The sequence below is a fragment of the Bacteroidia bacterium genome, assembly GCA_023228875.1.
GTDB lineage: Bacteria > Bacteroidota > Bacteroidia > NS11-12g > UBA955 > JALOAG01.
The window spans coordinates 201,298-226,697 of sequence record JALOAG010000001.1 but is presented as its reverse complement, the minus strand read 5'-3'; the positions used below and the strand labels follow the sequence as shown (position 1 = coordinate 226,697).

Here is a 25,400-nt window from a genome sequence, read left to right as displayed (position 1 = left end):
GTATGAAAAAGATTGTTAAATATGTTGTTTCAGATATTCTGAGAAATAAGATTGTAATTGCTTATACCCTCTTTTTACTGCTTTTCTCCTTGGGTTTATTTATGTTAGAAGATGTGCCGGAAAAAAGTTTGATGAGTTTACTTACATTAAACCTCATCTTAGTTCCCTTGGTAAGCACCATGTTCTCTACAATTTATATCTACAATTCCTCTGAATTCATTGAGTTACTGGCAGCACAGCCAATTAAAAGAAAGCGATTGTGGATGAGTGTATTTTTGGGATTGACTACTGCCCTAACGATTGCGTTTCTCATTGGGTGCGGACTCCCGATACTGCTTTTCTCTCCCACAGGAGTAGGGATTTCGATGATCATCACAGGTGTTTTTCTAACGGTGATTTTTATATCAATCTCGTTGTTAACCTCTGTATATATTCAAGATAAGACTAAAGGAATTGGCGCAGCATTATTGCTATGGCTGTATTTTGCCCTTTTGTTTGATGGTCTGGTTATGTTTATCCTCTTTCAATTATTAGAATATCCTCTTGAAGGAGTAATTGTTGGGCTTAGCATATTGAACCCCATAGATTTGGTGAGGATTGTGGTCTTGATTAAAATGGATATTTCTGCATTGATGGGAGTGACAAGTGCGGTATTTAAGCAAAGTTTTACCGGAAGCATTGGCTCCATTATCTCATTCTCTGTTTTGGTGTTATGGATAGCAATCCCCTTAGTACTTTCTTTGAGAAAATTCGCCAAGAAGGATTTATAAACTCATTCAAACACCTTATGGTACTTTGAGTTGTTTGCTAATTGAAGGATTGCAAACTTTGAATGTAACTTTTACAGATTTTAGGAAAAGTATTTTTTAGGGAGCGACTCTTTAACCAGACAGTAAGAATGATCTATCAACTCAAGTAGTAACTGATCCGGCAGATGCGTTAATACTGTATTCCAATGATTCTTATTCATGTGATACCCCGGCAGAATGGTGTCAGGATATTTCTCTCTCAGAGTTACTGCATATTCAGGGTTACATTTTAAATTAATACTTTCAAAGGTGTTGATATCACATAAACTAAATATTTTTCCTCCCACCTTAAATACCAATGTATCCGGACCAAATGGCAATTCTTCTGTAACCAGGTCTTTAGTCAAACAATATTCTCTAAATGTTTCTATGTCCATCGTATGGCTTGCTTTTTGGATGAGAAGGTCAAATTGTTTATAAAAAACCTTATTGAAATCACTTTATTATAATCTATTTTGCAACAATGCGAAACTATGTTTTTTTAATCATTTCACTGCTTTTGACAGTGTATTCCGCTTCTGCACAGAAGAATGTTTATTTTGACAAACTGCAAAACATTGATGATGTTTACTATTACAACGGCAAGCCATTCACAGGATTATCGCTGGTAAGACATGATTCTACTAAGAAAAAAATGATTCAAATTCAATGGAAAGACGGTCTTATGGATGGACAAAAAATAACTTGGTACAAAGACGAAGTACTCAAGCAAACAATGAACTTTAGTATGGGTAAAAGACATGGAGAGTACGTCAATTATTATCATAATGGAAAAGTAAAAGAACGTGGCAACTATCTAAATGACACAATAAACGGTTGGAATTTTGGCTATTATGAATCAGGTCAAATTAAATTTTCTTTTTATTATGACAAAGGGGTTCAGAGTGATACCAACACGATGTTTTTTGAGAATGGTCAAATGGAACAACAAGTAGTGTTGAAGAATAGCAGAATTCAAGGCGCTTTTAGATCTTGGTATCCTGACGGCAAGATGATGAAAGAGATTTATTATAAAAACGGTGTCTTAGATGGCAGCAATAAAGAATGGTATGCTGATGGCACATTGTCAAATGTTGGGAATTATAAAGACGGACTAAAGGATGGCAAATTTGAAACTTATGAAATTTTAATCAATACGCCACTCAAGATTGAAAATTATAAATCAGGTAAAAAAGAAGGTGTTTGGATGGTGTTTGGGTTGGAAGGAGACACTACATTAATTGCACATTATAACAATGACACCTTGCATGGAGAGTATGTACAATTGATGGAAGGGCGTGTAGAGAATAAGGGTAATTACATTCACGGTGTGAAAGATGGTTTCTGGCAACAAAACCTTGTAACATTGGTTGGAGGTTCTGAAGGCACATACAAGATGGGTGTAAAGGTAGGAGACTGGAAACTCTACGACTTTAAAGGAAAATGGCTCGCTACCATTACATTTGATGATAAAGGTGAGATTGTAGATGAATATTGGTATGGAATGAAAAAGAGAAAAGGTAAAAAATAAACGAATTTCAAAGTCAAATAATAGAAGTTCAATTTCACTTCAAGTTTAAAGGCTTAATTTTGCCCCATCATTTATTTAATTTTTATCGTGTATGAACTTCCAAACTTATCTTAATCAATTTACTCAAATTTTAGAAAACCCAAATCCTGCTGCTCCCTATGACGACCCTGCTTTTGTGGAATACACAAAACTGAATTGGTCTCGTTTAAACAGATGGCTGAAAGCCGGTGAGATTACTCCTGAACTGAAAGAAACTGTAAGTGCAATAAATAAACCCTTAAATTGGCTTGTAATTACCGAACCTTGGTGTGGAGACGCAGCCCATATTGTTCCGTTTTTTCATATGATTGCCTCTCTCAACCCATTGATTCATGTAGAATATGAATTAAGAGATTCTGCTCCTTTTAGAATCAATGATTATTTAACAAATGGCGGTAAATCAATTCCTATTTTGGTTGTACAAGATGAAAACCACAAAGACATTTTCAGATGGGGACCCAGACCTAAGTCCGCTCAAGATTTCTTCTTGGATTTGAAAGCTAAAAACACAGACCCTAATGAAGCAAAAGCAGCTTTACAACAGTGGTATAACCAAGACAAAGGCAAGGCTTTGCAACTTGAATTAGTTCAGCTTCTGAGCACAATCAACAGCGCGAGTTCAAGTAAATAATTTTCATTACTTACTTATTTGTAACCAAAGTGAATCCCCATGTCTTTCGATATTCTGCAAATTGGGGTGATTCCATATTGGCGAAATAATAGCAGCCAATGCTGCGTCTTGACTGATAAAATAGTTGGGCAGAATTGGTTTGTATTTTTGTGCGTCAGATATTATAAATGCACCTAAAGTATATTGCTCATTGTAGAACCTATCACACATAAACTGAGGATAGTCATAGGGAAGGTAGATATCATGAAAATGTACAATAACTCCTTTTTTGAGTTGAGGCAGGATTTCCATAAAGCATACCATGGCATCAGAATTTGGAAAAACTCTGTGTGAGTTGTCAATAAACAAAATATCATTTTCAGTCAAGGTATCTACAATGAAACGATAGTCGGATAAATCTTCAAATGGTTTCCTGATGACGTTATCGGCTAAATGGTCAATATGCGCACGCGGATAGGGGTCGATTGAAGTGATTTTAGTATTGAGTTGCTTATCTTTAATGACCTTACGGGCAATTTTAGTGGAATTGCCTGATCCAATTTCTATGTACTGAGCAGGTTTGTAGTGGGCAATCATTCCATAGACACCTATAATGTCCAAACCGGGCAGGTATCCATTGTTCCAAGCCGGTTCATTGATGTTTGTTTCAATACGGCTTTCTTTTATATTGTGAATATTGCCCTTATAGCTAAGAAAAGTGTTGAGATGCTCTTCATAGATATTCCTGTTATGGTTCATGATATTGTTTAAAAGAGAATTTGCCGGCTTTCCATGTCCAAATCTGGGTTTAGGATGAACTGCATAATCTAAATGTATGGTCTGGTATTTTGCAGAAAAGAATCGGTATAAGTTTTTCAATTTCTCTTTAATCATTATGAATGAGTTTGGTTAGATGGTCGTTCTTGACAAAGCAAAAGTATTCATTTTATACACCCGGAATGAATGAGACAAATGAAGATTAGAATTGAAAGTAAATAAAAGGAACAAAGCCGGCTGTAACAGTTTGCCAAATCAAGAAAACCGTAACCACAACAGCCAACAGTTTAATCGGAATAGGAGCTTTAATAAATGCAAACCGATACTTGAGTTTTAAAGAGCGCGGCAGCCAATGTACAATCATCCCAACAACAAAAAGTGCAAATACTTTCCAATATCCTTCAATCACTTTATCAGCCAGAGACCAGTCCATATCTTGAAAGATTTTGAATCTTACAGTGTCTGCCACTTCTTTGTTGGGTGCTCTAAACCAAATTCGGGTATAACTCACAAACAAGAATGTAAGGGCAATTTTAAATGCCCTGATATACCAACCTTTTAGTTTTTCATAAGGGCTTATTTTCTTCCAAAGTTTATAGACAACAAGACCCAATCCGTTGATACCTCCCCAAATAATAAAATTCCAAGTAGAACCATGCCACAATCCGCCAAGAAGCATGGTAATCATAAGGTTTATGTTTAAATCCACTTGCTTCTTAAATGCAGGGAATAGCTTACTCAAAATGATAAAGACAAGTGCAATTCCTCCAAAAATCAAAAAGTAATTATAATCTCCAATTAGCAAAACTAAAATAGAGGCAACAAGCGCAATGATAATATAAGAAGCCCAAGAGCCTTTTCGATTTCCACCTAAAGGAATGTATAAATAATCTCTGAGCCAGGTTGAAAGACTGATATGCCAACGTCTCCAAAAATCAGCCACATTGAGTGCCTTGTATGGAGAGTTAAAATTTGTCATAAAACGATAACCCATGAGCAAAGCAACCCCTATAGAAATATCGGTATAGCCTGAAAAATCCAAATATACTTGCAGAGAATAACAGAGTGCAGCCATCAGACTGGCAAACCCCGGATAGGTTTCCGGTGCTGCATAGATTTTGTCTATGAAGTGTATTGCCATATAATCTCCAAAAACCATTTTCTTGAGCAATCCTTGCAGAATCATAAAAACAGCAAAACCAAATTGATAGCCGGTAATGTGATATTTGGAAAGCATTTGAGGAATAAACTCCGATGCACGCACAATTGGACCTGAAACCAGTGGCGGGAAAAATGCAACAAAAAAACCGTAATCAAAGATGTTGGTTAGTGGCTTTAATTTCCCTCTATATATCTCAACCGTATAACTAATTGACTGAAAGGTATAGAATGATATACCAATGGGAAGGATGATTTTATCAACGATAGAGCCACTTCCTGTCAATGTATGTTGGAACACAGCAAAGTAATTCAACACCTTGTAGTCAGTATTGAAAATTGCATTGTAAGAATCTGTAAAGAAATAAGCGTACTTAAAGTATGCTAAGATAAAAAGATTCAGGGTTACACTCAACACAATCCAGCATTTGCGCAGGAACGGATGTTGGGTCTTATACATGCTCAACCCTATAAAATAATCATAAATAATGGTTGCAAGAAGCAGTGTAAAATATAAGCCGCTGGTTTTATAATAAAAGAAAATACTGGCAACAAATAAGAAAAGATTGCGCAGTGTAATCCTTTTATGAATGACAGAAAAAACAGCAAAAACAACAGCGAAAAAGCCCCAAAAATACACTCCCGTAAAAATGAGTGGGTTCTTGGGCGAGTAAGTCAGCAGTTGTATTATGTATTCTTTAATAAATTCATTCATACGATAAAGTGGCAAAAGGAGACAAGATAAAATCTTCGTATTTTGTTAGAAATGCATCAAAGAAGAGATTTCCCAAATATGTATATCCGGCATTGTTCAAATGCACCAAATCTCTTTGCGCCAATCCATGTTTTTTCCATGAAGCAATAGACCCCAAGCCCCCCATCACAGAATACAAGTCCCAAACTGCAGCACCGTTCTTTTTTGCCAGATTATACATGGCGGTTCTAACTTCATTGCCGCTATAATTTTTATACACCCTTCTTCTAATTGTCTTATAACTGTCGGTATTGGTTGTAAATAAGATGGCTACATCCGGACAGGTCTTTCTGATTCGCCTGATTAGTTCTGTATAGTTGTACTCAAAACCCTCTCTTGAAAAGTTAATTCCAAAAGCATCATTAATTCCAATGGAAAAAATAATAAGATCGGGATGTAACAAAGCGAGCTGTTGTTCTAAATCCGGACAACTAAGGTATGACGGGATGGATGCGCCATTGACGCCAACCGAATGATATATTAAACCTGTATTGTGTAAGTCGGTTTGAATGCCATAAAGATTAAATGCAGTTTGTAAGGAATCCAATTTATGCACAGTCAAAGTAAAGCTGTTGGCAATCTCATTAAATAAAAACTTAGCACAACTGCATGAAGTGTCAAAGTCAGACATGTAAGCCATTGAATCTACTTCGATACTGAAAGGAAAATACATGACCCCTGTGTCATAAAACACCCTTAATTCATCAAAATAGAATAAACTGCTCTCATCATTTTTCAATGTAATTTTAATGTATTGACCGCTATCCTTAGCAGTAGCCCTCCAACCCATCAAACCCATTCTTTCTCCACTTCCGTTGAGCATAACATTGCGAAGTCCATTCCATGGTTTATTGTATTCTACATCATATTGAGATGAACCATTTGTTCTCACAGCTTTGTAGGGAAAGATAGTTCCTCTGCTTGCAAAGCGTTGGTTGAGAAACCTGTCAAAATGCTGTCTAATGGTTCTGGTCCACATATCCGCTTGTACGTGTGAACCACCAAAGTGAACAATATTAAGTTTGCCTTGTCCTGTACCCACAAGATGATCAAACTTTTTCATGAACATCATAAAGTCCAGACTGTCTCCCGGTAATTCTATTCGGTTGTTGTCATATTGAATAAAGGAATATTTATTTTCATATTGAATAAAATCTTGCCCCAAAGCGTTTTCGAGTAGCACACAAGACAATATCAATACAAGCAGCCTATTCACTATGATTTTCTAATCTTTTTTTCTTTTGGTAAATGTCATATTCACGCCAGATTGCTTTTTTAAGGATAAAGGCTATTTCTTGTGCACCCAATTGTGTGAAATGAATATAATCAGGTGCTCCTAATGCCGGTTGTGCTTTTACCCAATTTGCCATACTGTTGTAACCACCCATTGCATGATACAAACTCCAATATGCAGCTCCCTTTTGATTACTTACTTCTCTCATTCTGGTTATGAGTTTTTCAAGAAGCGGATATGTTTTCATTTCCCCCATCTCATTTACCGACATGTCCGAAGGTCCGATTACCAATACTTTAATAGTGGAATCAATGGCTCTGATATGGTCAATTTGTCTCGCAAAACGTTGCACAAAGTTTTCAATCATTTTTTCATCCTTAAGATGTGGGACACTATTGCCACCAAATTGCAGAATGACCATTTTGACACTCAAAAAATGATACGTTTTCTTAAGCGAAGATTTGCTGATTGAAGTAAAAGTTAATCCGGATGAGCCTCTCCAAGGAATATTATCCATCACGATTCCCCATTGGGGGTCAATGGCAATGCCTAAGATATCAGCAGTACTATCTCCTGTAAACCCGAAGTTGAAATAGGATTGAGCAGTGTCAAAATTCCAACGAATCATTTGTTCTGAATGATTGGGCTTCAGTGTTTGGGTATTGCTGCCACGCGGATAAGATATCTTCACTGTCAGAGGAGAGCTGAGCCTGCCTACAATTACTTTGGCTGATTCAAATTTCTGTAAATGAACAGACTTCTTCCTATTGCGTGGACTGATGCTCACATTGGCATATAATGAATCAAACCTGCATAAAGTCCCACTGATTCCGTAATGATTGTGCTCCACTCGGTCATTATTAACACCAAAAGAGACATAGCGTTTCCAGTTTTCAGAGCTGCTTTGTTGTATCGAATAAGATGGCACTAATTGCAATGCCGGCAACAACCCCGGACCGCCTCCGCCAAATTGTTTTTGCAGATTTTCTCGAATGTAAGCAGTGATTCTGTCCATTTCTATTTGTGAATCACCATAATGTAAAATCCTAAAAAGGGTCTTGTTATCTTTCAGTTTTTCCCACTGAGCAAACAATTCATTCCAGAAATTACGGTCATTGTTTGGCAGCCAAAAACGTGTTGAATCAAGGTCTGCGATTTGTTGTGCAACATTAATCGAGTCTGACAAAGTATGCATAGTTGCCAACAACTTTTCTTCAAAATCTACCTTCTCTTTTTCTGCTTTTATTTTTTCGTTGCCAGCCAACCTATCTTTCTTAAAACTTTCATACCCAACAATATCTTGGAGTGTGAAATATTTAATATATTCCTGATTGCCAAGCAATTTTTCAAACAACAGCGACATGGTTGCTATGGACAAGAATGAAGCCAGTACAAATGCAAGTACTTTAGGCGGTGTTATCATGCGGGTGCGAAAATATACCAAACCGTCAAACTATATAATAAAGAAATAAACAGGGATAGAAATGAACATGGTTATCTAACACCATTTTATTTCCCTGGCATTTTTGAAAAACTCTGCCCACTCCATTGCCAACTATTAAAGTCATTTTCTAACTAAAAATTGGTTTGACCGGTGTTTGGGGGAGTTGTGGAATGGGCACCTATGTTAACGGTTCGGTGGTCTTTATTAACAAGCATTACTTCTTTCTTGAATCTCACTACTCCTCCACTCCAATATAGACAAGTACTCCTCCAAATATATGAGTTTTTAAAACTATATTATATTGTACATTACAGTTCACTATTGTTGTAATATCGCCACAATGGGTATTTATACTACCTAAAAGACTCGTTGTTGTTTTCCAAAATCAACAGTATAAACTCGTAGGTATTTTTATTTACAAATAATTCTTCCGATAGTTCGATATTATGTATAAATTCTAGCGTTTCGCTGTACTAAATAGAGTCACCCCATAAGATCATTTTCATTGCTACTTTTATATAGAGTTTACTCCAAGAACTTTTCAAATATTACTATCTTTCTCACTCTTAAGGGCATACTCAAAGTAAAACATATTTCATGGGGAAAATAGTTAAAAAGTCCGAACGGCACGCACACTATAATGATTCGTCTTAACGTTGCCGCCTGCGCTGCCGTTGCTGAAGGTGAAGCAGAATGCGTATGGTGCACTGTACTCCGTACTACTCCAGTAGTTGGCAGTATTTGACAATAATGTAAAACCCCCAGCATTTAACGCTTTATTTACATGAAAACGGTTATGCAATAAAATAGAAAGCTCGTTAATAGTGGGAAGATACCAGTCGGAAAAACCACCATCTGTTAATCCATATAAACACAAAACCCTGCCTAAATTAAAAGACAAGGTTTGTGTTATCTATGAAAAAAATTACTATTTGTTCACTATAAGCGTCTTTTGTGCTACTGCTCCGTTTTGTTCTACTTGGATGATATACACTCCGTTTTCGAAATTCGTTAGTTCTAATTCTAAAGTTGAAGATTTTACCACAGTTTGATAAACAAGCTTACCTGTTACATCCATTACTTGTAGTGATTGACCAACAGCTAAGCCAGCTATTGTTGTAATGGTAGATGCCGGGTTGGGATAAACAGCTATGGTGTTGTTTACTTCGTTAAGTTCGTTAATACCTGTTGGAGTATTTACAAACTTCATTACAGTAGCTTTGCCTGAATTTGCACCATCCGCATAAGCCACATAAGGTTCGTTGCTGTTGCTGAAGGCAAGTGATGTGTAATTTGCATCTCCTGCCGAAAAGCCTGCTGTGCCCACTGTTTGCCATTGTGCGTTTACTGTTACAGCCATTATTGCTGTAAAAACTGCTGAAAGTACTGTTTTTTTCGTTTTTCTTGTTTTTTTAGTTATTAAAAATTAAGTTTTGCAAATATATTATTATTTTATGTTTCGTAGATCATTAATGTGTATAACGGCAGACTGTCTAATAACTTCCTTTCTCCGATAATTCCGCTGCTAAACTACGCATTTAGTTCAAATTTAGGCAACTTTAAAGAAGCCTTTTTCAAAGGTAGATTTCCCTAAAGTGAAAAATAAAATGCTGTAAAACGGCTTAAATCAGTGCAAGCCATGCAAAAAATAGAGGTAACTCCGCAAAACACCTTTCGTTTTTTTATTGACTACATCACAACGCTCACAACTCCTATATAAACCACCCAAAAAACCAACTTAAAAAACATAGAAAAAAAACCAATTGTGCTTAAAACGCTTCTTATGAAGCCGTTTTTGATGTTTTTTTCTTTTTTTAGAGAGTTGTGCAACAGCTACCGATGTTAGTGGCTGCCTTTCTTTTCTGTCAATGCACTGCCGTAATATTTACCTTTTCAATTCCTTTCAAGTGCAATTCAATATGTTTGTTGCGGGCTTTGTTTCCGTATTCGCTGATAATTTCTAAAATGTCGTGGTCAATAAAATTACATTCGCTGCCGTCAATAGTCAGCACACTGTATTCAGGCACTTCGTCTAATGTCTTTCTTAGTTCCACTTTGTTTAAAAATGTCACATTGCTGTTTAGTTTGATATAGTAGGTTTCAATTCCCTGCTGCTGTGTTTTGGTAATCTTATACTCCGCTCTGAAATTGTTTTGAATAATAAAATAAACGGAAATCAAAAGCCCGATGCTGACACCAATAAGCAAGTCGGTTGAAAGAATAACCACAACAGTAATTAAAAACGGCAGAAATTGTTTCCATCCTAAGTTCCACATGCTTTGGTAAAGTTTAGGCTTTGTCAGATTGTAGCCCGTAATAAGAAGAATTGCCGAAAGTGAAGCATAAGGAATTTTGTTGAGTAAAAAAGGAACAAATAATACTGCAAGCAAAAGAAAAACACCGTGTGTAAATGCTGAAAGTTTTGTTCTTCCACCTGCATCAATGTTGGCTGCGCCTCTTACCACAACAGCTGTCATCGGAATAGCCCCTAAAAGTCCGCAGGTCATGTTTCCAATTCCCTGTGCAACTAATTCACGATTGATAGGCGTAATTCTGTTTTGCCTGTCCAATTTGTCAACGGCTTCAATACAAAGTAATGTTTCTAAAGTCGCAAGTAAACCGATAACTACACCGTATTCCCAAATTTCCGATGTAGAAAAGAGTTTTGTGAAGTCGGGAAAAGAAATATTTGAGAAAACATTAGACGGAATATTTACCAATTGAGTTTCTTTAAGAGAGAAGGAAGAAGAAGCATTTGTAAAAATAATGTTTGCAACAATACCGAAAACCACAACTAAAAGTGGTGCAGGAATTACTTTTAGCTTTTTCGCAAACGGTTGTTGAAGCACAACCAAAACAATAAGAGAAACAATCGTTATTAGTATTGCACCTCGTGTGATGTTTCGGTTAAAATGATCAAAATTACCCAACAAATTGTCGGGAGAAAAAAGGTGAAGAAAACCGCTTGTCCAAAAGTCGGGTTGGTCGTAACCAATAGCCAAAGGAATTTGTTTTGAAATGAGAATAATGCCGATTGCAGCCAACATCCCTTTTATAACCGAAGAAGGAAAATAATTTGCGATTACTCCGAGTTTCAACAGTCCGAGAATAAGCTGAAACAACCCTGCAACCATAACGGCAAGCAAAAAAACTTTGTAATCGCCAAGTGAAACGATTGAAGCGGCAATTATGGTTGTCAGACCCGCAGCAGGTCCTGAAACTGCAAGCTGTGAGCCGCTTATTAAAGAAACTACAAGTCCGCCTATGATGCCCGATAAAAGTCCTGCGTAAAGCGGTGCGTCCGAAGCTAAAGCAATGCCCAAACAAAGGGGTAATGCAACAAGAAAAACAGAAAGTCCGGCAGGTAAGTCATGTTTAAGCCATATAATTCTATAATATTTTATTGTCCGTTTCACTTAGTTTTAAAAATTGTCTGGTCAAAGGTAAATGTTTCAAAGTTACACTGTCGTTAGTCAAGGTTGCCACTAACGGTTCGCGGCTTGACGCAGGGCGGATTTACCGACAAATGTTGATACGAAGATAATGCTTTTTTCTTACCGAAAATGTTTAATCGAAGCACTTTACCCGCCTTGCGTTCAAACCGCTTGTTATATGCTGTGGGCATTCATTCGTAGTCATTCGTCATTGGTTTGAGTGTCGGCAAAAAATAAAAAAAAAGAGAAGGGGAAGACAAATTTTATTAGGTTGGGGAAAGCAAGCTCTTTACGCATTTTTTGTCGGCTTCGTGCGGTTGCCAAAATGCGTAATGTGCTTGTCTGTGTGTCGGCTATTTTATTAGTATTATCAAAGTTTCTATAATAATCTATATTTACAATGTTTAATGCTTTTTTAAGCTAAACATAAATTCTAATCCACCGCCTTTACGATTCTTTACGGAAATGTTTCCCTTATGAAAAAGAACCGCATTTTTTACAATAGAAAGCCCTAATCCGCTTCCTCCTGTATCTCTCGTTCTACCTTCTTGAACTCGGTAAAAGCGTTCGAATATTCGATTGAGATGTTCTTCATTCCTTATCCCAATTCCAGTATCATAATAGGAAAAGTAGTAAAACTCATCGTCTTCATTCAGTAGTGAGATATTAATCTGAATTTGCTCACCAGCATAACGAATACTGTTTTCTATCAAATTTCTAAAAATGGAAGTTAGCAAACTTAAATTTCCATTTATAGTTAAATTTTGAGGAAATTGATATTGCATTTGAATTTGACTTCGTTCTAAAACACTTTTATGTTCTTCTTTTATTTCATTTAATAATTTGGTCAAATCGATATTTTCTAATGTAAATGAATCTGGAGCTTCTTCTAACTTTGCTATGATGCTCATATCTTTTATCATGTCAGATAAGGTAAGTGTTTGATAGAACGCTTGTTTAATGAAATGTTTTTGTTTTTCCTCTGGTAATGATTGATCTATAATCGTTTCTAAATAGGCTCGGATACTTGTTATTGGCGTTCTTAACTCATGTGCAATATTTCCTGTCATTTCTTGTTTTAACTGCTTTGTCTTTTCTTGTTGGGTAACATCTGTTATAATTACTTCCGAACTACCATCGTCAAAAAGATTGGCACGAAGTGAAAATATTTTCCCTTGCTTTTTTATTTCTGTTTCAAAATATTTTATTTCTGTTTGTTCTATAAATTGATGGATAGAGGAAAAAAATGGGTCTGTCAAAATAGTCTTTGGATTGCTCTTTGATTCATCAACTAATTGATTAAGGTATTGAATAAACAAACCATTATAGAGTTCAATTTTTCTTTCGGGTGAAATAAAACAGATACCTTCCTCTGAGATTTGGATATGTTGTAAGAGCTTTTGCTTTTCCAGAGAAATCTTTTTCTCGTTCAATTCTAGGAGATGATAGTTTTCAGAAATTTTTCGACTAATTTCACCTAATTCATCGTCTCCAAAAGATAAATCATTATGGTCTGAGTTTATTGCAAAATCGCGCAATTGCTTAATAGAATCACCAAATTGTCTTGTAATTCTGTGAATAACGATAAGTGTTAGAATAAATAATCCCAACAAGAAATATAAAAAGAGATTGTCTGTTTTCAGAAACCTCTGCAATTGGATGTCATAGGGAAGAGCTACTCGGATATAGTGATTGTTAAATTTTTTGGCATAATACAGATAAGGTTGATTAGTCGATTCAGATTTACGAATATCCGAACCATTACCTCTCAAATCAGCAGCTTTTATTTCATTTCTATTGGCATGATTTTCCATTCTTGAAAAATTTCCAAGCGCATTATCATACAAAATATTTCCTTGTGGATCAATGATGGTTATTCTTAAGTCGGGAGGAAAAGTTGATTCTAACTTCTGCACAACTTGTTTGTAATTATTCGAGTTGTCAGAAAGTGAAGATTGAATAAGTTGAGCATAAACATCTAATTTTTCTTCCAGCCCTTCTGTTTTAATGATTTTTTCTCTATAATGCTCAAAAACTCCAATTCCAATAGCGAAGACCGTAAAGAGTGTTGCAATGTATAGAAAAAGGCGATAACGAAAATTTAGTTTCATAAGATATCAGAGTTAAAATAATAACCATATCCCGCTCGGTTAGCAATTATATCTTTATAATCACCCAATTTTTTTCTTAATCTGGCAACGTGTACGTCAACGGTTCGTTCGGTAATATAGGGGGCTTCTTTCCATATTTTGTTAATAATTCTTTCTCTAGAGAAAAGAGAATCTGGGTTTTGAGCTAATAACATTAACAGTTCTAATTCTGTTTTAGTTAATGGAATTTCAACATTATTTAGATGTATTTTTTTTAACTCCAAATCTATCAAAAACGCTCCGATTTCTATAGAATTGGATTGAGATGGAAATGTTGAATTACTTCTTTTCAAAACAGCTTTTATTCTTGCAATAACTTCTTTGATGGAAAAAGGTTTAGAAATGTAATCGTCACCACCAACAGAAAAACCTGTTAACATATCATTTTCTGTATCCTTGGCTGTTAAAAAAATAATGGGAATAGAAATTTCATCGGTTCTTAATTTTTCTGCCAATTTGTAGCCTGAAATGCCGCCCATCATTACGTCTAATAAAAGGAGGTTAAATTGTTTTAAATCTAAACTTAGAGCCTCTTCGGCAGAATATGCGGTAGTAACTTTGAATCCTTCATTTCTTAAATTGAAATCCAGAATTTCAGAAATGCTTTTGTCATCATCTACTAATAATATTCTTTCTTTTTCCTTCATTTTCGTTTGTTTACCTGTTAGGACAGCAAAATTAGTGAATAACTACTCTATCTTTCCTTTATGTTTCAATACTTTTGCATCTGTGTAAAAAACAATTTCTTCTACTATGTTTTTGCAGTGATCTCCAATTCTTTCCATATTTCTAAGCACTAACATTAATTTCAATCCACAATGAATAGTACTACTTTCTTGTTTTAAAATTTCTTCTATTCTATAGATGGATGAACGATAAATTTCGTTTATTCCTTTATCTTTTGCTAATATTCTTCCAAATGATTGGGAGTTTTCGGAGTTTAAAATCACATAACTATCTGTCATCATGCTAATAAGAATATCTAACATTTTCTCCAGTTCTAATTGATTGATTATATCTTCATTAAAACGATTACAACTATCTTCAATAATATGCCTCGCTATACTATCGGCATAATCTCCAATTCGTTCCAAAGTAATACTAATTTTCATGATTGAAAGTACTAATCTTAAATCAATAGCAACCGGATTAAAGAGAGCTATATAATTTTCACAACTGCTTTCAACCTTTAATTCGAAAGCGTTTACCCGCTTCTCAGCACTTGTAATTTCCAATGCTAACTCTGTGTTGTTATGCAAAAAAGCCTCTTTCGACTTTTCCAATTGAGAAATCACCAATTGCCACATTTGGTTTATTTCATTTTTCAATTGTTCTAACTCTTGTTCGTTTTGTTTCATTTTAATATTCTGTTTTTATATCCTTCAATTTGTTCGTTTTCTTCTTTTTCATAACCCTTCTCAAATAATGGTGACGAAATAATAAAATCGGCTGTTGACCTTGAACAGGCATAAACTATATTGTACAAAGTTGCAATTCTTAACAACGCTTTTATATCCACATCGTGTGGCTGTGGTTCCATAGCATCCCAAAAGAAAATAAGTATATCTATTTCGTTTTTACTTATTGCCGCACCTAATTGTAAATCTCCACCAAGTGGACCAGATTTTAATTTAGTCATTTTAATGTGAAAATTTGACTTATTTTCTGCCATACAGCTCAATAGATGTTGTTCCACTAAGTTCCCCGTTGTTCCGGTACAAACCATCTCATATTTAACGAGTTCTCTCCAATGGTCGTCCACCCATTCCATTAATTCCTTTTTACAATTGTCGTGTGCAACAAGAGCAATTTTTTTAACTTTTTTCATATTTTAGTTTTTGTTCATAATTATAATTCATTACCCAAATCTTCCAGTAATATAATTTTGTGTAACTTCCTTTTCAGGATTTAAAAACATTTTCTTAGTATCCGTATATTCTATCAATTCACCTAACATAAAGAAACCTGTATTGTCACTTATTCTTGCCGCTTGTTGCATGTTATGAGTAACTATTACAACAGTATATTTTTTTTTGAGTTCGTGAATTAATTCTTCGATTTTTGAAGTAGAAATTGGATCTAATGCAGAAGCTGGCTCATCCATTAAAATAATGGATGGAGAGACTGCCAAGGCTCTTGCAATACAAAGACGTTGTTGTTGTCCTCCGGACAGCTCAAAAGCGGATTTATGAAGTTTGTCTTTCACCTCATCCCACAAAGCAGCACCTCTAAGCGATTCTTCTACTCGTTGATTAATAAAAGATTTACTTCCCAAATTATTGACACGCAATCCATAGGCAACATTCTCAAAAATTGATTTTGGAAAAGGATTCGGTTTTTGAAATACCATTCCTACCTTTTTTCGCAATTCATCAACATCAACTGATTTACCATAAATGTCATTATTATCAATCAAACATTTCCCTTCTAATTTAGTATTATCAATCAAATCATTCATGCGATTAAATAACCTTAAAAATGTTGATTTACCGCAACCCGACGGGCCTATAAATGCAGTAACTGTGTTGGCCTCCATTTTCATATTTATATTTTTTAGAGCATGAAAACTGCCATAATAAAAATTTATATTTTTCGCTTCTATCATTTTAATTATTGTTTTAAACTATTTTTCCCTAATCTTCGTCTTATTAAACTCGCTAGGAGATTCATAATCAGGACGATTGTAATTAGTACTAATGCTGTTCCATAAGCCATTGGTCTTGATGCTTCAAGATCTGTTCCGCTGGTTGCTAAAACATAGAGATGATAGGGTAACGCCATTGCTTGATCGAAGATACTTGTCGGTAGTTTAGGTAAAAAATAAGCAGCTACCGTAAAAAGAATGGGAGCTGTTTCCCCTGAAACACGCCCGACTGATAAAATTAGCCCGGTAATGATATTGGGCAATGCAGTTGGTAAAACAACTTTCCAAATGGTCTGCAATTTCGTTGCTCCCAAAGCAAGGCTTCCTTGACGATAACTATCTGGAACTGCTTTCAATGCCTCTTCTGTTGTACGGATAATTAACGGTAAAATCAAAAGACCAAGCGTTAATGAACCAGCAATAAGAGAATCTCCAAATTTTAATTTATTGACGAACAACGCCATTCCAAACAAACCGAACACAATGGAAGGAATACTCGCCAAATTGTTTGTCATCATTCGAATAAAGCGAACAATCCATCCTTTACCTACATATTCATTCGCATAAATAGCGGACATCACACCCAAAGGAAAGGCGAAAACTAAACTCCCTATTATCAAACAGAATGTTCCAATAATAGCCGGTAAAATACCTCCGGAAGTCATTCCGTCTTCTGGAAAGCTTGTTAGAAATTCCCAATTAATTACTTTCACGCCATTAAAAATGATGAAACCTAGGATGCTGAATAAAATTCCTATTACTAATAATCCGAAACCCCTAAATATAAAAAAGGCTATTTGTTGACTTATTTTTTTACTCATTTCTTATTTTGCTTTAGAATATTTATTGTTTGAAACTAACTCCGATGAAATAGAAATTATGGTTGTGAAAACAAATAAGATACATCCAAGTAAAAACAATGCCTGATAATGTGCTCCACCAACTGGTGCTTCTCCAAGTTCTGCTGCGATGGTTGCAGGAATAGTTCGCACCGATTCAAAAGCCGAATGAGGAATGACTGCTGCATTTCCTGTAACCATTAGAACCGCCATCGTTTCTCCAATGGCTCGTCCAATTCCTAAAACTATAGCTGCCGAAATACCTGATTTTGCATAAGGAATGACCACTTTGTAAATGGTTTGCCAATGGGTTGCACCCAATGCTAAACTTGCCTCTCGCATTGCTCTTGGTGTATTTCTCATCGCATCCTCTGCAACTGAAATAATCGTTGGTAATGCCATGATAGCTAAAATTATACTTCCTGTTAATGCAGTTTCACCGACAGGCAAGTGAAATGTTTTTTGTACCAATGGTGCTAGTACTACTAATCCAAAAAATCCATAAACTACGGAAGGGATTCCTGCGAGTAATTCAATAACAGGTTTCATAATATCCTTCTGTTTTATACCTGCTAATTCAGATAAATAAATGGCAACTCCCAATCCGAGCGGAACTGCAATTAGCAGAGCCATAAAACTCACCAAAAGTGTCCCTAAAACTAACGGCATTACACCGAACAAGGGAGATGGTGTTGCCGTAGGAATCCATTCATTGCCTGTTAGGTAATCCGATAAAGTTACATTGTCTGAAATCAACTCCTTTACATTTTGACCGTTTGGAGCATATTGCTTTGGTAAAAAGGCGATGATATTTTCTTCATTACTGATAAATGCAGTTAGTTTCTCGGGAAGTAATTCGTAATTTTCCCCCATTTCACTTTCAGGATAAATCTGAAAGATGTCGTCAATTCTAACTATTTTTATTTCTTCATCTTTTCCGTTAAAATCCTTCCAATTGGTTATTTCTCCATCAAATATCTTCTTTGTCTCCAGCGGAGTTAATTGATCAATTCCGTTTTCTGCATTTACATATAGCCCGTATCCTTCTTCTATGTTTTGATGAGTGAAAAGACCTGCACCTTCCTTAAATAAGAAAATAGTGATGAAAAGAATAGTAATAGTTGTTATGGCTCCACTTAATGTTAATATTTTTTCAATAATCTTCTCGAAAATATGTTTTGATTTTTTCCTTATCATTTCAAATGAATAATCTTTATTTTAGAGTAATGAATCCAACTTCTTCTACCAACTTTTGTCCTGAAGGAGATAAAATAAAATTAATAAATTTCTTAACCTTGTTTTCGGATTTCTCTAAATAATAATAGTACAAAGGTCGCACAATAGGGTAGGTTTGATTTTTAGCATTTTCTACAGTTGGTTCGCTATAAATTCCATCCTCAAACGAAACGGATATCGGTTGTACCGTTTGATTTAGATAAGCCATTCCTACATAAGCAATAGCACCTTTTGTTTGACTTACTGATTGCATAATGGCACCATTCGCTGGCATACTCATAATACCGGACATAAAATTTTTATTTTGCAGAACATGTTCTTTGAAAAACTCATACGTTCCTGATGAGGTTTCTCTTGAGTAAGGAATGATTTTTAGGTTTTCTCCTCCGACTTCATTCCAATTGGTAATCTTTCCTGTGAAGATGCCTTCTAATTGTTCACGAGTGAGTTTTTTAACCTTGTTTTGAGGATGTACAATAACAGCCAATGCATCATAAGCAACAATTACTTCTTTAATTTCTTCTCCGTCTTGCTGGAATTTTTGTTGTTCTGAGAATTTTATTTTCCGAGATGATTGAGCAATATCTGTATTCCCTGATGTTAATGCAGATAAACCAACGCCACTTCCTCCTCCTGTGACAGATACTAAATTAGATGTATTTTCTTTTGAGAAAACTTGTGCAGCTTTCTCAGAAATTGGAAGAACTGTTTCAGAACCTTTAATATTGATGGAGGTTGTATTTTCTTTTGTATTCTCCATTTTTTGCGTTTCAGAATTGGAATTACAACTCCACAAAACGAAACTACTTAGTGTTAAAATAATTAATTTTTTCATTTTTTTCTTTATTTAATTTGATGCAAAAATCGGTAGAGATTGTCACGATTTATTTGCGTTAAGATTACAATTTGGTTACGATTTAGAATTTATACTGTAATCGCAAAGTGAAAACATTATCGGTTATATCTTTTTCAAAACCATTCAGGTTAGAAGACCTTTCGTTATTAATCCAATCAAAGTAAGCGGTTAATCGCAGGTTGTCATTTACCTGCCACAATAAACCGCCTCCGATTGTTGTATAAGCAATATCTCCTTTACCTGTTCTATTCATTCCAATTTCATTTTTAGCGACTTTGGTGTTTGGGTCATAAAAATCATATTTTGCAACGACTGATAAAGGGATACTTCCTAGGTCTTGTACGAATGTGAAATAGTATCCATTGAAGTTTCTGATGTAGGTGTCGCTCGTTGGCAAGGTCGAGTAATTGGGGCTTTTAGAACTACTATTATTTCCTGGCTGTGTTCCGAAAAGATACTCTCCGAATAATTTTGTTTTTCCTAATTTTGTAGTTGCTTCAAACTGCAAATCAAGCCCAAAATATTCTCGTTTGGCAAAAGCTCCGAAATTAGAAGAATCATTATATTCAATAAATTCCTTACCGCTCATTTTGAAAATACTTGTAGAGCCTTGGTAAGTACTGCCTAAATAGTAGGAAATGCCTCCTCCAAACTTAATTTTTTCTTTAAAGATTTTGTTGGCTGATAAATGTGCGATAAAATCCTTTCGATTGTCCATATCTAATTTGATTCCATTTCCCGCTATTAGTGCAGTTTCTAATTTCAGGAAATTTACAGAGGATTCTTTTGGAGCTTGCAAGGTTATCATTACTCCTAAATCTCGTTCCTCTGGAAATAGAGTTGTAATCACAGTTGCTCGTTCGGGAGATTCTCTTCTTGAAGATGAATAAGAAACTTCATAGCCGAAAGGGCGATTGAATATCCCTGCTTTAAACGAATTACTTCCAAGCCAAGGGTCTTTTATAGATACATATGCATCTTTCAATCCTAAGCCTTTTTCAGTCAAATCTATTTGGAAAATACCTGAGATTATTCCTTTTTCGTATTCCATTTTAACTCGTCCACGTCTGATTCCAATGCGATTGAAATTATGGTCGGTATCTATATTGCTATTTCCAACTTTCAATGATGCTAATTTTTCTCCCCACTGAAACTGTGTCTGAATGTAGCCTGAAAATTTGACTTGTTTCATGATCTTAATTTCCTTTTCTAAGGATTGCATTCTTTGATTTAATTGTTGAATTGAATCAGTTTCCTGCTGTTGTGCGTAAATAGTTGTGGTCAATGTCAGTACACAACCTAATAGAATCATTCTTTTTTTCATTAAATTTTGTTTTTAAATTCAATGCAAAAGAAGATAGTACTTATTACAGGCTTATTGAGTAGAAATTAAGATTTGGTTACATAAATTAATTCACGGCACTCAATTTCTATTAGTTATTCATTTATTCTTCTAATATCTAAATAATGGGAGATTGATTGATCTGGATTGGCTCTTTTTGTTTTGTCGAAGGGTCGGCTTGTGTGTTGGGGCAAATCAAAATGTGCCAATACCATTGACTAAAATTTTTCCTTTCTTGTGCGGTGGACTTTTTTTATTTTTACTGAGTCGGACTATTGGTTTGTCTGTTGATGTTGGGTTGTTCTCCCATAGCATATAACGGTTCGCGGCTTGCTGTCAGGCGGGGCATTAGAAGCACTAACCTGTCGGCAAGCACAAATGTAAGTAGAAAACACAAAAGTTCAATTAACCACATCACCCGCCATTTCGCCAACCCGTGTGCCTGTTGCACAACCACACCCATAACTTCATTAGGCAAATATAAATCAATTATGCATGTATTAACAAAAGTGCAATAAGTGTGCATAATTAATTGATTGTCAGTGTCGTATATTTTGCCTTAAAAATTTCTTTTCTTATCTTTGATGCATGCAGGGACGTAAGGATATTCAACCAAAAATGTTGTATCAAGTAAGCATTGACAGCTTGGTACCAACTGACATTTTTTATCGCTTATTATCACAAACCCTTGATACAGCATAGCGCGAGCCATGCAAAAAATAGAGGCAACTGCGCAAAACACCTTTCGTTTTTTTATTGACTACATCACAACGCTCACAACTCCTATATAAACCACCCAAAAAACCAACTTAAAAAGCATAGTTGAAAAAACAAGTGTGCTTAAAACGCTTCTAATGAAGCCGTTTTTGATGTTTTTTTCTTTTTTTAGAGAGTTGTGAAACAGCTACCCTTGTTAGGTGCTGGCGTTTTATCCACCGTGTTGTCAAGTCCTTGTCTGCCGTGTTGTTCGCTGTCATTGTCAGGTTTGTATTTTGGTCTGTCTGTGGCGGCTGTGCGGTGGCGGTTTTAAAATTTTTAGAAGGGAAGGAGATTTTAAAAAATAATTTTTCTTGGGCGGTAAAGGTGGAAGCTCTTTTGCAAACTTTGGTCTGCGGGTTGGCTTGTAGCGGTTTGCAAATGTGCTTACACCTGTGCATGGGCTAAATGTCCTTTATAATATTCAAAAAGTCATCCAGTTTATATGCTCCGTCAACTGTACGCCTTTCGTAAACCATGAAGTAACGGTAATTATTACCTGCTTTACTTGCCCAAAGTCCGCCAAGTCTTATTTTTTGTTCTGCGTCCAAATGGTCGCCTTTTGTTTCCAATAAAATAGTCTTTCCGCTTTTTGTCTGAATGATGAAATCAGGATAATGGTTTACAAATCCGTTAATCCTAAAGCCTTTCTTTTCAATGTTTCTTGTCCAGAAAGCAATGTTATTCAAGTTCGCAATTTCATTAATTATCCTTTCTTCAAATCCATTCATTTTGCCTTCTTTCTCATAAAGAGTTTTAGGCATGTCTTTGGCAACTTCTCCGGGTGCAATATTTACAGGTAAGGTAAAAGAGGATTTGATAAATACTTTGTCCGTATCCAAAAAGTCTTTAAACTTCTTTTCCGCAAATGCTTCTGAAAGCGATTTGATTTTCTGCTTTATCTTGTCGGTGTAGGTGTATTCGTTATTAGCAAAATCGTTAAATTGTTCGTCTTTGAAATCTTCTAAAATCCGGTTGATGTATTTTTCAATTTCCTTGTCGGGAATTGGATACATATTCCCGATAATATCCATGATACGTTTTGTAAAGTTCTTTACCCGGCTTTCTTTTCGTGAGGGGTCTAAAATGTAGGCAATAATATTTTCTTTAACATCACCGTCAAGTCTTACGAAAGTTGGCGTATGTTCTTTTTTGGTTTCGTCCAAGTCAACTTTGTAGAGTTCAGAAGTAATGCTGTCAAAAGCAATGTTTGTATCTGCCTTACTTAATGCAAACCCTTCTAATAAGTTTTCTTTTTCCAAAGGCAACTCTTCTTCCTTTTGCCCGAATAAATCGTTGGCAGGAACTTTCAGATAAAACTGTGGTAAGTTTATTTCTTCCGCCTGTTTCCTGAAAATATCTTTTATGCTGTATGTTTTCACAAGCTGTTGTATTTCGTTTGGTAAAGCCGTTGTGTTGGTTGCTTCCATTTCTGAAACCGTTTTTTCAAATGCCTCATTTTGTTGTATCGCTGTTTGTTCAATTTCTGAAACTGTTGTGTTTGGCGTAGCTGTTTCAGAAGGAACAGAAATTCTTGTTGTGTCAATATCAGAAGTAATATCTTCCGTAGCTTCTTCACTTGTGGCGAAAGCGGTCAATTGTTGCAATGGGTCTTGTTTCTTTGCTTCTTCTAACATGTCAGGGTCTGCCAGTTTATAATCCTTTTCACTGAAACCGGCTTTGTTCAAACCTTTTACGATGTTGTCTAATGTGTCAAGGAATTTTGAAGATGCTGTTAAAACATAACTCAAATTCAGTAGTGGAAAGTTGTGTTTCATTACATAAGGTTGGCGTAAAACCCTGCCCAAAATTTGTTCAACATCCACTGCCGAACTTTTGTCTGCCAATGATGCTAAGATGTAAGCAAACGGACAGTCCCAACCTTCTTTTAGTGCGTTTATAGTAATGATGTAACGCACTTCACAATCTTTGCTCATCAAGTCAATACCCTTTATTTCATTGATGTTTGCCGTTTTGATTTTTATTTGTCCGGCAGGAATTTTTAACTCAATGAGTTTTTCTTTGAGTTTCTGAACATTCGTTTTTTCTTCTTCTTCGTTTGTAAAGTCTTTACCGTTTTTGGGCTGTGCCTGAAATAAAACGATTGGACGAATGTATTTACCGCCTTTCTTTTCTTCTTCAATGGCTTGTAGCTCCAAACGCTTTTGAAGTTGTAAACTGGAATTGATTACTTCTGTTTTATCCTGATGGTTGTACACAATGACAGGAAGCTTTACCATATTTTCCTTTTTCAATTCCAGGGCATCAATAAAGCTGATAATGTTGCTGTTGTTTCTTGGAGTTGCGGTAAGGTCAAGAATGAAACAAGGGTTTATTTCTTTGAGCATGTCCACACTCAAATCACTTTCTGCATTATGGCTTTCGTCCACCACAACCAATGGATTTAAGTATTTAATTACCGACCCCAACGTAATTTCAGTGTCTTTTCCTAACAGATTTTCAAAGGATTGCAGATTACCGTTTTCCTGAAATACTTTTCTGTCCTCTTTATTTTTGGCTCTCAAACTGTCGAAGCTAAACACCATAATGTTTAACTGCTCTTTTACCGAAGTGGCATTAAACCCGCTTCCCTGCAATAAGGCAGCTTTGTCAAATACTTCTACCTTGTTGCCGAAATGTGAATTGATTTTTTGTCGGTAAGGATGCGAAGGGTCTTTTAGATTTTTGATGGTTTGGTCTAAAATAGTAATGGAAGGAACTAACCAAACCACCGCTTTAGGTCGGTCATAATCAAATGCGTCAAAAATGGTTTTAATGGCATTGCAGGCAATAAATGTCTTTCCGCCTGCCGTAGGAACTTTTACGCAAATGTGTGGAACACGGGGAACATTGTTTTTGTATGGTTCAATAGCAGTTCCTGAAAAAGGGAAAAGAGGTGTTCTTGGGTGCTTTGCCCAAAAATTATAAAATGCATCTTTCGTGTCTTTGGTTTCCTGTATGTGTTCCAAAAACAAAGAAAGGTCATTGATTACCTGCTGCTGATATGGTTTTAATTCCATTGTTTATTTTTCAAAAATTAATGATTGAGGAAGCATAAGTAAGAACGGTACTGATTTTTCATAATCCAATGCTTCATAAAACAAGCCCAATCTTGCCAAGTTTTTATAATAATCGTTTACGTTTTTGTAATAGTATTTTTCCGATTGTATGTACCATGCTCTTTCGCCTAATTTTTCTACTAAAAACCATTTTTCGAGCAACCGGGAAATTCTTCCGTTGCCATCTCCAAACGGATGAATATTTACAAATGCCAAATGAATGAACGAGGCATAATAAAAAACTTCTTCAATGGTCAGTTCTTGTTTTAGCAGAACTTCAATTTCGCTCCACAATGCGGAATAACTGTCTTTTACCATGCTTAATGGCGCTGCTTCATATTGTATTCTTCCTGTTTTATGTTCCATTACCAGCATTTCCGTTTTTCGGATAGCTCCTCTTTGGTTTTCGGGCAACAGGTGGGCAGCAATTAGTTCGTGTGCCTGCAAGAAATTGTTTTGATTCAGCTTGTTTTCTTTTGCATACAGATAAGCGTTGTACAAATCGTTCGGCTTTTCGGTCAATTCCGGTAAATATTCTACATTCAGCATTTTGTGCTTTACATAGCTATCCACTTCCATTTGTTCGCCTTCAATTTTTGAAGAAGACATTACCGAAACAGAAGTATAGAATGTAAAGCTATGAGGCTCTAAGGCTATTTGTTCAATAGCGGAAAATTCCTTTTGAATATCTATGTCCAACATAGATTTCCACGTTTTGAAATATTCCGGTTTTATTAATTTTTCCATCG

General features: G+C 35.6%; 21 protein-coding genes. 3 read left to right on the top strand and 18 right to left on the bottom strand.

Going from position 1 to position 25,400, the window contains the following annotated elements; genetic code table 11:
- Positions 1 to 2: 2 nt before the first annotated feature.
- Positions 3 to 770, top strand: coding sequence for an ABC transporter permease subunit (locus M0R38_01030; protein ID MCK9480328.1), 768 nt, complete (start codon positions 3 to 5; stop codon positions 768 to 770).
- 80 nt (positions 771 to 850) lie between these two features.
- Here the strand turns inward: M0R38_01030 and M0R38_01025 are convergent, their stop codons facing one another.
- The gene (locus M0R38_01025; GenBank protein ID MCK9480327.1) at positions 851 to 1,186 is read right to left on the bottom strand and encodes an MmcQ/YjbR family DNA-binding protein; all 336 of its coding nucleotides are present in this window, start codon (positions 1,184 to 1,186) and stop codon (positions 851 to 853) included.
- A gap of 86 nt (positions 1,187 to 1,272) precedes the next feature.
- Between M0R38_01025 and M0R38_01020 the strand changes: the two genes are divergently transcribed.
- Both M0R38_01020 and M0R38_01015 read left to right on the top strand, forming a co-directional pair.
- Positions 1,273 to 2,319: a hypothetical protein gene (locus M0R38_01020; GenBank protein MCK9480326.1), complete on the top strand. Its 1,047-nt coding sequence runs from the start codon at positions 1,273 to 1,275 to the stop codon at positions 2,317 to 2,319.
- A 91-nt stretch (positions 2,320 to 2,410) separates the two neighbouring features.
- On the top strand, positions 2,411 to 2,989 hold the full coding sequence (locus M0R38_01015) for a thioredoxin family protein (protein MCK9480325.1): 579 nt from the start codon (positions 2,411 to 2,413) through the stop codon (positions 2,987 to 2,989).
- A gap of 6 nt (positions 2,990 to 2,995) precedes the next feature.
- Here M0R38_01015 and M0R38_01010 read toward each other — a convergent pair whose 3' ends face one another.
- From M0R38_01010 to M0R38_00930, 17 genes are all read right to left on the bottom strand, one after another.
- On the bottom strand, positions 2,996 to 3,862 hold the full coding sequence (locus tag M0R38_01010) for a class I SAM-dependent methyltransferase (GenBank protein MCK9480324.1): 867 nt from the start codon (positions 3,860 to 3,862) through the stop codon (positions 2,996 to 2,998).
- An 85-nt stretch (positions 3,863 to 3,947) separates the two neighbouring features.
- Complete coding sequence (locus M0R38_01005) at positions 3,948 to 5,618, bottom strand: MBOAT family protein (protein MCK9480323.1); 1,671 nt, start codon at positions 5,616 to 5,618, stop codon at positions 3,948 to 3,950.
- Positions 5,611 to 6,873 (bottom strand): GDSL-type esterase/lipase family protein, encoded by a 1,263-nt coding sequence (locus tag M0R38_01000; protein MCK9480322.1) that lies wholly within the window; start codon positions 6,871 to 6,873, stop codon positions 5,611 to 5,613. The genes M0R38_01005 and M0R38_01000 overlap by 8 nt, the downstream gene beginning before the upstream one ends.
- Entirely contained in the window at positions 6,866 to 8,314 is a 1,449-nt protein-coding gene (locus M0R38_00995) for a GDSL-type esterase/lipase family protein (protein ID MCK9480321.1), read from the bottom strand. The genes M0R38_01000 and M0R38_00995 overlap by 8 nt, the downstream gene beginning before the upstream one ends.
- A 949-nt stretch (positions 8,315 to 9,263) precedes the next feature.
- Complete coding sequence (locus M0R38_00990; GenBank protein MCK9480320.1) at positions 9,264 to 9,695, bottom strand: T9SS type A sorting domain-containing protein; 432 nt, start codon at positions 9,693 to 9,695, stop codon at positions 9,264 to 9,266.
- 505 nt (positions 9,696 to 10,200) lie between these two features.
- Positions 10,201 to 11,751, bottom strand: a complete 1,551-nt coding sequence (locus tag M0R38_00985) for a SulP family inorganic anion transporter (GenBank protein ID MCK9480319.1) — start codon at positions 11,749 to 11,751, stop codon at positions 10,201 to 10,203.
- A 422-nt stretch (positions 11,752 to 12,173) separates the two neighbouring features.
- Entirely contained in the window at positions 12,174 to 13,880 is a 1,707-nt protein-coding gene (locus M0R38_00980) for an ATP-binding protein (GenBank protein ID MCK9480318.1), read from the bottom strand.
- Entirely contained in the window at positions 13,877 to 14,566 is a 690-nt protein-coding gene (locus M0R38_00975; protein ID MCK9480317.1) for a response regulator transcription factor, read from the bottom strand. The genes M0R38_00980 and M0R38_00975 overlap by 4 nt, the downstream gene beginning before the upstream one ends.
- Before the next feature lie 42 nt (positions 14,567 to 14,608).
- Positions 14,609 to 15,277, bottom strand: coding sequence for a phosphate signaling complex protein PhoU (phoU, locus tag M0R38_00970; GenBank protein MCK9480316.1), 669 nt, complete (start codon positions 15,275 to 15,277; stop codon positions 14,609 to 14,611).
- Entirely contained in the window at positions 15,274 to 15,747 is a 474-nt protein-coding gene (locus M0R38_00965; protein MCK9480315.1) for a methylglyoxal synthase, read from the bottom strand. Before M0R38_00965 ends, phoU begins: the two co-directional genes overlap by 4 nt.
- Before the next feature lie 30 nt (positions 15,748 to 15,777).
- The gene (pstB, locus tag M0R38_00960) at positions 15,778 to 16,524 is read right to left on the bottom strand and encodes a phosphate ABC transporter ATP-binding protein PstB (protein ID MCK9480314.1); all 747 of its coding nucleotides are present in this window, start codon (positions 16,522 to 16,524) and stop codon (positions 15,778 to 15,780) included.
- Positions 16,525 to 16,529: 5 nt separating this feature from the next.
- Positions 16,530 to 17,384, bottom strand: a complete 855-nt coding sequence (gene pstA / locus M0R38_00955; GenBank protein ID MCK9480313.1) for a phosphate ABC transporter permease PstA — start codon at positions 17,382 to 17,384, stop codon at positions 16,530 to 16,532.
- Between the two features lie 3 nt (positions 17,385 to 17,387).
- On the bottom strand, positions 17,388 to 18,599 hold the full coding sequence (gene pstC / locus M0R38_00950) for a phosphate ABC transporter permease subunit PstC (protein ID MCK9480312.1): 1,212 nt from the start codon (positions 18,597 to 18,599) through the stop codon (positions 17,388 to 17,390).
- 16 nt (positions 18,600 to 18,615) lie between these two features.
- Positions 18,616 to 19,473, bottom strand: coding sequence for a PstS family phosphate ABC transporter substrate-binding protein (locus M0R38_00945; GenBank protein MCK9480311.1), 858 nt, complete (start codon positions 19,471 to 19,473; stop codon positions 18,616 to 18,618).
- Positions 19,474 to 19,555: 82 nt separating this feature from the next.
- Positions 19,556 to 20,818, bottom strand: coding sequence for an OprO/OprP family phosphate-selective porin (locus M0R38_00940; GenBank protein MCK9480310.1), 1,263 nt, complete (start codon positions 20,816 to 20,818; stop codon positions 19,556 to 19,558).
- A 1,178-nt stretch (positions 20,819 to 21,996) separates the two neighbouring features.
- Positions 21,997 to 24,612, bottom strand: coding sequence for a DEAD/DEAH box helicase family protein (locus tag M0R38_00935; GenBank protein ID MCK9480309.1), 2,616 nt, complete (start codon positions 24,610 to 24,612; stop codon positions 21,997 to 21,999).
- Positions 24,613 to 24,615: 3 nt separating this feature from the next.
- A complete protein-coding gene (locus tag M0R38_00930) occupies positions 24,616 to 25,398 on the bottom strand; it encodes a Fic family protein (protein ID MCK9480308.1) in 783 nt (260 codons plus the stop codon).
- Between the last annotated feature and the right edge of the window lie 2 nt (positions 25,399 to 25,400).